Annotated in this window: 6 protein-coding genes and 1 pseudogene; 4 read left to right on the top strand and 3 right to left on the bottom strand. The window is 69.2% G+C overall.

What is annotated here, in order from left to right; genetic code table 11:
* Positions 1 to 768: pseudogene (locus I0Q12_RS05230) on the top strand (Hsp70 family protein); the annotation flags it as partial.
* 11 nt (positions 769 to 779) lie between these two features.
* On the opposite strand, the gene I0Q12_RS05235 reads toward I0Q12_RS05230, so the two are convergent.
* Together I0Q12_RS05235 and metG are read right to left on the bottom strand one after the other, a co-directional pair.
* Positions 780 to 1,934 carry a DUF2786 domain-containing protein gene (locus I0Q12_RS05235; protein ID WP_197250941.1) on the bottom strand — a complete coding sequence of 385 codons (1,155 nt, stop codon included), beginning with the start codon at positions 1,932 to 1,934 and terminating at the stop codon, positions 780 to 782.
* Positions 1,935 to 1,979: 45 nt separating this feature from the next.
* Positions 1,980 to 3,539 carry a methionine--tRNA ligase gene (gene metG / locus I0Q12_RS05240; RefSeq protein WP_197250942.1) on the bottom strand — a complete coding sequence of 520 codons (1,560 nt, stop codon included), beginning with the start codon at positions 3,537 to 3,539 and terminating at the stop codon, positions 1,980 to 1,982.
* A 21-nt stretch (positions 3,540 to 3,560) separates the two neighbouring features.
* On the opposite strand from metG, the gene I0Q12_RS05245 reads away from it, so the two are divergent.
* Entirely contained in the window at positions 3,561 to 4,397 is an 837-nt protein-coding gene (locus I0Q12_RS05245; protein ID WP_197250943.1) for a TatD family hydrolase, read from the top strand.
* A gap of 47 nt (positions 4,398 to 4,444) precedes the next feature.
* Complete coding sequence (locus I0Q12_RS05250; protein ID WP_197250944.1) at positions 4,445 to 5,503, top strand: maleylacetate reductase; 1,059 nt, start codon at positions 4,445 to 4,447, stop codon at positions 5,501 to 5,503.
* A gap of 3 nt (positions 5,504 to 5,506) precedes the next feature.
* On the opposite strand, the gene I0Q12_RS05255 is transcribed toward I0Q12_RS05250, so the two are convergent.
* Entirely contained in the window at positions 5,507 to 6,013 is a 507-nt protein-coding gene (locus tag I0Q12_RS05255) for a VOC family protein (protein WP_197250945.1), read from the bottom strand.
* Between the two features lie 152 nt (positions 6,014 to 6,165).
* Between I0Q12_RS05255 and I0Q12_RS05260 the strand changes: the two genes are divergently transcribed.
* Positions 6,166 to 6,594, top strand: coding sequence for a DoxX family protein (locus I0Q12_RS05260; protein WP_197250946.1), 429 nt, complete (start codon positions 6,166 to 6,168; stop codon positions 6,592 to 6,594).
* Positions 6,595 to 6,627 lie beyond the last annotated feature (33 nt).

Raw genomic sequence — 6,627 nt, forward strand, 5'->3', positions numbered from 1 at the left:
GTCGCCAAGGGCGCGGCCGGGTTCGTCGCCGGCGGACGCGCCACCGACCCTGCCCCATGGCGCGCGACCGAGCCTGTCCGCCGCGAGCCCGCGCAGCCGCCGCGCACGCCCATTCCCGCGCCGAGTTTCACCGGTGTTCCCGTACCGGAACCGGCTCCGGTGTCCGGGCGGTCGCGCACACCGTTCGTGATCGCCGGGGCTGCGCTCGCCACGGTGCTCGCCGCGGCAGGCGTCTACTTCGCCGTCGACGGTGGCGAGACCCCCGCGACCGCCGCGGCATCCACCATCGACGCGGCCGCCACCCCGGCCGGCGCACCCCCTGCGACCTCGGACTCGGCATACATCAGCGAGGTGTCCGAGGACGTTCTGCCGTTGCTGCCCGGCAAGCTGATCACCTCGTCGTCCTCGTGCGACAAGTCCGGATTCAGTTACGAGGGTGCGTTGCAGCTGCGGTGTGTGGTGATCGCCGATTCGAGTGTCGGCAAGGTGATGCGGTTGGCGGAGGACGACGACCAGTGGGTCACCGCCTGGCGCGACGACCAGTACGCCCGCTCGAATTTCATCCGGTACCGGGACCGAACCCTGTCCGGATACGCCAGTCGCGTGCACTCCTCGGGTGATCGCATCGTCAACTACGCCACGGACGACACGTACAGTTCCGGATTCGAAACGATCGACCGGAAGACGGGTCTGATCCTGACGTACAGCGTCGACACCGTCGAGCAGGGCCTGACCCTGGCGACCGAACTCGGCTTCGCCGACTCGTGATTCGCGGCCCGTCACTGCGGGCCGGACGTTGACGGTGAGGTGAGGAAGGCGTTCTCGGCTGCTTCCCGTCCGGCGTGCCAGCCCTCGGCGTCGACGGTGCGGGCACGCGACGACCGGGTCGCGGGGAACAGGCGGCGGAATTCCTCGTCGACCGCCTCGGAGCGGCGAGCCAGGATCGGCGCGAGCGTCGTCATCGGCAGGTGCGCGTCCGCGGCGGCGTCGACCGTGGCACGAGCGTCGGCCTCCCGCAACCGTTCCCCGATCCGCCCGGCGTAACCGGCGAGGAACGCGCGCCGGAACGCGGTGGCCCCGCCGCCGACCCGGCCGCCGGTTCCGGCCGCGGCCATCGCGCGGGTCGCCTGCACGAGCAGCGACCCGAACAGCACCTCGATCTGGCGCAGTTCGACGTCACCGCCGACGACCGTGGCGATACCGACCTTCGCGAACCACACCGTGCGCGCCCGGTTCGCGCTCCCGATCGCGGTGAGCAGCAGCACCTTCTCCTTGGCGTACGGATTGTCCAGGTGCACCCGCATCCCGCGGATGCCGGACGACTCGTCCTTCCCGGCGAGCAGGGCCGCGCTCACCGCGTAGCGGGTCACGAGTTCCTGGGCCTTCGCGGTCAGCGCCTCGGCTTCCTCGGGGAAGTCGGTGGACTCGGCTTTCGACAGCAGCCCGCGGATCCGGTCGAGGATCCGCGGATCCGGGACCGTATCCGCCGAGGAGGCGGTGCGCAGCGGCGGCCACTGCGACGGCGGCGGGGCCAGAACGGTGAAGCGCGGCAGGTACTTCCAGGTGAACGCGAGGCCGGTCACCTGGAACCGCGTGACGTCCGGCAACGCGCGCTGCAGGGCGGCGCCGAACAGCGGACCCCGATCGCCGGGCGGGATCCGCGTCGCGAGTGCGGCGAGGTGCGGATGGTGGTCCGCGACGGTGCGGATCTGCCGGAGCCAGCCTTCCGGGGCCCGGTCCTCGGCGCGGCTGCGGTGCGCGTCGAACAGCACCGCGGCCGCGCCGAGCGGCACGTCCGAGAGGTCGCCGGAACGCGCCGTTACGTGCAGCACGTCCGCGGGTTGCCATCCCCGCTCGTACGCCCAGGTCAGCTCGTCGAGCAGCGCCTGGGCGCCGAGGTCTTCTTCTCGAATGTATGTTCTAGTGCTCCCCATGTGGGCAGTGTGACGGAAGGCACCGACACGAACCCGGGGAGCGGACTATTCGGCGTCGTCGACGAACCGCGGGAACACCGGCGACGGTGCCGGCAGCGCGGTGCCCGGCACCAGACGCGTCGCGAGGTCCGCGAACGTGCGGGCATCCGCATCCTGGCCGAGCAGGTCGAGGATCTTGGTCCCCGAATCCGGCATCACCGGCTGGACGAGGATGCCGACGATGCGCACGACCTCGAGCGTCACGTACAGGACCGTTGCCATGCGCGCCGGATCGGTCTTGCGCAGCACCCACGGTTCCTGCGCGGAGAAGTACCGGTTCGTCTCGCCGAGCACGTGCCAGATCGCCTCGAGCGCCAGGTGCAGGGCCTGCACGTCGAACTCGGCGCGCACCTTCTCGAGCAGGCTGTCGGCCTGCGCCAGCAGCGCCAGGTCGTCCTCGGTGAACTCGCCCGGCGTCGGCGCGAGCCCGTCGAGATTCTTCGCGACCATCGTCAGCGACCGCTGCGCCAGGTTGCCCAGTTCGTTCGCCAGATCCGCGTTGATCCGGGTGGCGATCGCCTCGTGGCTGTAGCTGCCGTCCTGGCCGTAGGAGATCTCGCGCAGCAGGAAGAACCGCAGCTGGTCCAGACCGTACTTCTCGACCATCTCGAGCGGGTCGACGACGTTGCCCACCGACTTCGACATCTTCTCGCCCTTGTTGAAGAGGAAGCCGTGCACGAACACCCGCCGGGGCAATTCGATGCCCGCCGACATCAGGAACGCCGGCCAGTACACCGTGTGGAAACGGGTGATGTCCTTGCCGATGATGTGCAGGTTCGCGGGCCAGAACTTCCGGAACGCGTCGGACTCGGTGTCCGGGAATCCGACACCGGTGAGGTAGTTCGTGAGCGCGTCCACCCACACGTACATCACGTGGTCCGGATGCTCCGGCACCGGAACACCCCAGTCGAACGTGGTGCGCGAGATCGACAGGTCCTTCAGGCCACCGGAGACGAAGCTGACGATCTCGTTGCGGCGGGTCGCGGGGGCGATGAAGTCCGGCTGCTCCTCGTACAGGGCGAGCAGCTTGTCCTGGTAGGCGGACAACCGGAAGAAGTAGGTGGACTCCTCGGTCCACTCCACCGGGGTCCCCGTCTCGGTGGAGATCCGGGAGCCGTCCTCCTGCAGCGTCGTCTCGGCCTCGGCGTAGAACGCCTCGTCGCGCACCGAGTACCAGCCCGAGTAGGTGTCGAGATAGATGTCGCCGGAATCGACCATGCGCTGCCAGATGGCTTTGCTGGCCTCGATGTGGTCCGCGTCGGTGGTGCGGATGAACCGGTCGTACGAGATGTTCAGGGCCTTGTCCATGGCCTCGAACACGCTCGAGTTGCGCGCGGCGAGCTCCTCGACCGGCAGCCCTTCCTTGACGGCCGTCTGCTGCATCTTGAGGCCGTGCTCGTCGGTGCCGGTCATGAAGAACACGTCGAAGCCGTCGAGACGCTTGAACCGTGCGATCGCGTCCGACGAGATGTACTCGTAGGCGTGCCCGATGTGCGGGGCACCGTTCGGGTAGGCGATCGCGGTGGTCAGATAGAACGGCGGGCGGGCGGAAATGGGCGCAGTCATGGTGGCGCTACTGTATAACCCGTGAGCAAAGCCCGTCCCGCGCCCGAGCCCCCCGAACCCCTCGCACCCCTCGTCGACGCCCACACGCATCTCGACGCGTGCGGCGCGGAGGATCCCGAATCGGTTGCGGCGATCGTCGATCGGGCCGCCGCGGTCGGTGTGGGCCGGGTCGTCACGGTCGCCGACGATCTCGACGCGGCACGGTTCGCGGTGCAGGCGGCGCACTGGGACGACCGCGTCTACGCGGCCGTCGCGATCCACCCGACCCGCGCGAACGTCCTCGACGAGCAGACTCGCGCGGAGGTCGAACGCCTCGCCGCGGACCCGCGGTGCGTCGCGGTGGGGGAGACCGGCCTGGACCTGTACTGGCCGGGCAGACTCGACGGCTGTGCCGACCCCGTCGAGCAGGAGGACGGTTTCCGCTGGCACATCGACCTCGCCAAGCGCCTCGGCAAGACGCTGATGATCCACAACCGCGACGCGGACGCCGAGCTGCTGCGGGTCCTGCACGACGAAGGCGCTCCCGAGACGGTGATCTTCCACTGCTTCTCGTCGGACGCGGACATGGCGCGGGCCTGCGTCGACGCCGGCTACGTGCTGAGCTTCTCCGGGACCGTCAGCTTCAGGAACGCGAAGGCGCTGCGCGAAGCGGCGCCGCTGGTGCCGCGCGAGCAGGTGCTGGTGGAGACGGACGCGCCGTTCCTGACCCCGCATCCGTTCCGGGGCGCCCCCAACGAGTCGTACTGCCTGCCGTACACGCTGCGGGCGCTCGCCGAGGTGCGCGGGGAGGATCCGCTCGAACTTGCGGCCGCGACCACCGCGAACGCCGAACGGGTCTACGGCTTCCCGGCGATCTGATCCCGAACCGCCCGGGTACGCGCGCCGGAACCGCAACAATCGGAGGCATGTACAACTTCGTCTACACGGCACAGCCGGCCCGGGTGGTGTTCGGAGCGGGAACGGCCGCGCGCGTGGCCGACGAGGTCGAAAAGCTCGGCCGGTCGCGAGTGTTGCTGCTCGGCGGTGATCACGTGCGCAAGCAGGCGGGTTTTGTCGAGGACGTCCTGGGCGGCCTGCGGGTCGCCCGGTTCGACGGTGCCGTCATGCACACCCCGGTCGCCGTCACGGAGCGGGTGCTGCGGCTGGTCGAGGAGCACGACGTCGACGCGGTCGTCGCGGTCGGCGGTGGTTCGACGACCGGTCTGGCGAAGGCGCTGGCCGTGCGCACCGGGATCGACCAGGTGATCGTGCCGACGACCTACGCCGGGTCCGAGGTGACCCCGGTGCTGGGGGAGACCGCGGACGGGGTCAAGACGACGCGATCCTCGCCGGAGATCCTGCCGGAGACGGTGATCTACGACGTCGAGTTCACGCTGTCGATGCCGGTACCCATGGCCGTGAACAGCGCGTTGAACGCGATGGCGCATGCCGTCGAGGCCCTGTACGCCGAGCAGGCCAATCCGATCGTCGATGCGCTGGCGCTGCAGGCCATCGCCGCGATCGGCCGGGGACTGCCGGCGATCGGCGCCGACGCCGTCGACCACGGAGGCAGATCGGAGTTGCTGCTCGCGGCGTGGCTGGCGGGAACGTGCCTCGGTGCCGTCGGCATGGGCCTGCACCACAAGCTGTGCCACGTGCTCGGCGGCTCGTTCGAACTGCCGCACGCGGCGACGCACGCGGTGATGTTGCCGCACGTCATGGCGTACAACGCGGAGGCGGTGCCCGGCGTGATGGCCCGTATCGCGGACGTGCTCGGCACCGAGTCCGCGCCCGCGGGCGTGTTCGACCTGGTCGCCGCCGCGGGTGGGCCGACCACCCTCGCCGAGTTGGGGATGCGCGAGGGCGACCTCGACGAGGCCGCGCACCTGGCGACGGAGCGGAGGTACCCGAACCCGCGGGAGATCACGCGGGTCGGGGTGCGCCGGGTGCTCGGCGAGGCGTTCGAGGGCGTGCGGCCGGTCTGACCGTCAGAGCACCTGGTTCCCGTACATCTCGCCGAGCGGATCGGCGATGAGTTCGACGCGGGCGCCGTCGGGGTCGCGGAAGTACAGCGACGTCCCGCTGTGTTCCTCGGTGGCGACACCGGCGTCGGCGAGTGCCGACCGCAACCGTTCCCAGTGGTCGGGGGCGACGCTGATCGCGATGTGGTGCAGTCCGCCCAGGACCTCCCGGTAGGGGCCGACGTCGAGCCCGGGGAAGTCGAAGAATGCCAGCAGGTTTCCGTTGCCGATGTCGAAGAAGAAGTGCGTCGAGCCCGGGTAGTCGCGGTTCTCGATCAGTTCGGTGAGTGGGAATCCGAGGAGGTCCTGGTAGAAGCGGATCGTCGTCTCCACGTCGCTGCTGAGCAGCGCGGTGTGGTGGAGCCCGCGGGCGGTGGAGGCGGGCCGCCGGTCGGCGGGCAGCAGGTACTGCGTGCGGAGACGTTCGCGCTGGGCTTCGAACCGGTCGGGTTCCCGGTCGGTGGTGGTGCTCACGATTCGCTCCTCACAGTTCGTTGCGTGTTCAACTACCTGAGCGTAAACCATATCGTTGCGCAGTCAACCAATTTCCCGCGGTGCGATACATTGAGTGTGACGTGCATCACCGATGTGCGTGAACCTTCCGTTTCGTCGATGAGAGGTTCCCCATGAACAGCACGTTCTTCCGCGACATCGCGATTCTGCTGGCTCGACTGGGTATCGGCGTCATCTTCCTGGTGCACGGGTTGCAGAAGCTCATCGTCAACGGCTACTCCGGCACCAAGGCCGGCTTCGAGAGCATGGAGGTCCCCGCGCCGCCGGTCAGCGCGTTCATCGCCACGTGGGTGGAGATCCTCGGCGGCATCTCCCTGATCCTGGGTCTGCTCGTCCCCGTGTTCGGGGTGTTGTTGTTCCTGGACATGCTCGGCGCCTACCTGTTCGTCCACATGGGTAACGGCGTCTACGTCAACGACGGCGGGTGGGAACTCGTCGGCGCGCTCGGCCTCGGGTCGCTGCTGCTCGCCGCGGTCGGGGCGGGGGCGTACAGCCTCGACCGCTTCATCGCGCCGAAGGTGCCCTTCATGGCGCGCGCGTAATCTGCGGCTGGCGCCGCCCGTGTGCCTTTGTGG

The organism is Rhodococcus sp. CX (assembly GCF_015865005.1).
GTDB lineage: Bacteria > Actinomycetota > Actinomycetes > Mycobacteriales > Mycobacteriaceae > Rhodococcus.